Here is an 821-nt window from a genome sequence, read left to right as displayed (position 1 = left end):
ACAGAAAATACGAAAAAATCAAAAATGATAGAATACACAATACAAAATAAGTCAAAAACAATAATGAACTACACATACACAATACAAACATCAAACACATATCCAGAACACTACATTAAATTTACTTTTAATAATCAAATATATACTATGTATCCACAATATTTCGTAGATAAGATTCCTCTTACAAGAAATTTATATATTGATACTGAAAATAATGAAATACACGAATTTTATCAAAGTAGTACAATAAACCAACCAGGAATATTAATAAGTATGGGAAGAAGATTAAACATAACATATTATGACATACTTTATGGAGAAACAAACTATGTAAATGTAATATATTCATCAGCAGCAAATGGAACTGAAGACATAACACTATTTTCAAATTATAAAAAACTAATAACATTAACAATAATACCTGCTACAAATCAAAATGAAACAATAACAACAGAATTTAAGACAAACAATAATATAATAACAAAACAAGAAAAATTAACCTACACACCACAAATGATGACATCAAATTGTGGACAATATGATTTACTACAAACATACATACTAACAAATAATATAATAACATCAAACACATTAAACACGACAATGAATGAAATAGACCAACTATACATCAATGATACAGCCAACTACATATTTAGAATAACACCACAAGATAGAACAATAATAGAAGGTGTAATGTTTTTAGCAATGATGCATTCTTATTCTGATTATGTAGCACAAAAATTAAATACAACAAGAATTATAACAGATGAAGTAATGTGTATGGTGGGAATAGAAAATAGTAGAATGAATTACATACACTA

Annotated in this window: 1 protein-coding gene; it reads left to right on the top strand. The window is 25.2% G+C overall.

Annotation, left to right across the window (positions count from 1 at the left end):
• Positions 1-24 precede the first annotated feature (24 nt).
• Positions 25-821 (top strand): hypothetical protein (locus tag MSCUN_RS05555; RefSeq protein ID WP_146192116.1); only part of this gene is annotated, 797 nt, incomplete at its 3' end.

Origin of the sequence: Methanosphaera cuniculi (assembly GCF_003149675.1) — an archaeon.
Taxonomy (GTDB): domain Archaea; phylum Methanobacteriota; class Methanobacteria; order Methanobacteriales; family Methanobacteriaceae; genus Methanosphaera; species Methanosphaera cuniculi.
Note: the sequence above shows the minus strand (reverse complement) of the source record. Positions and strands in the feature narration are given on the sequence as shown.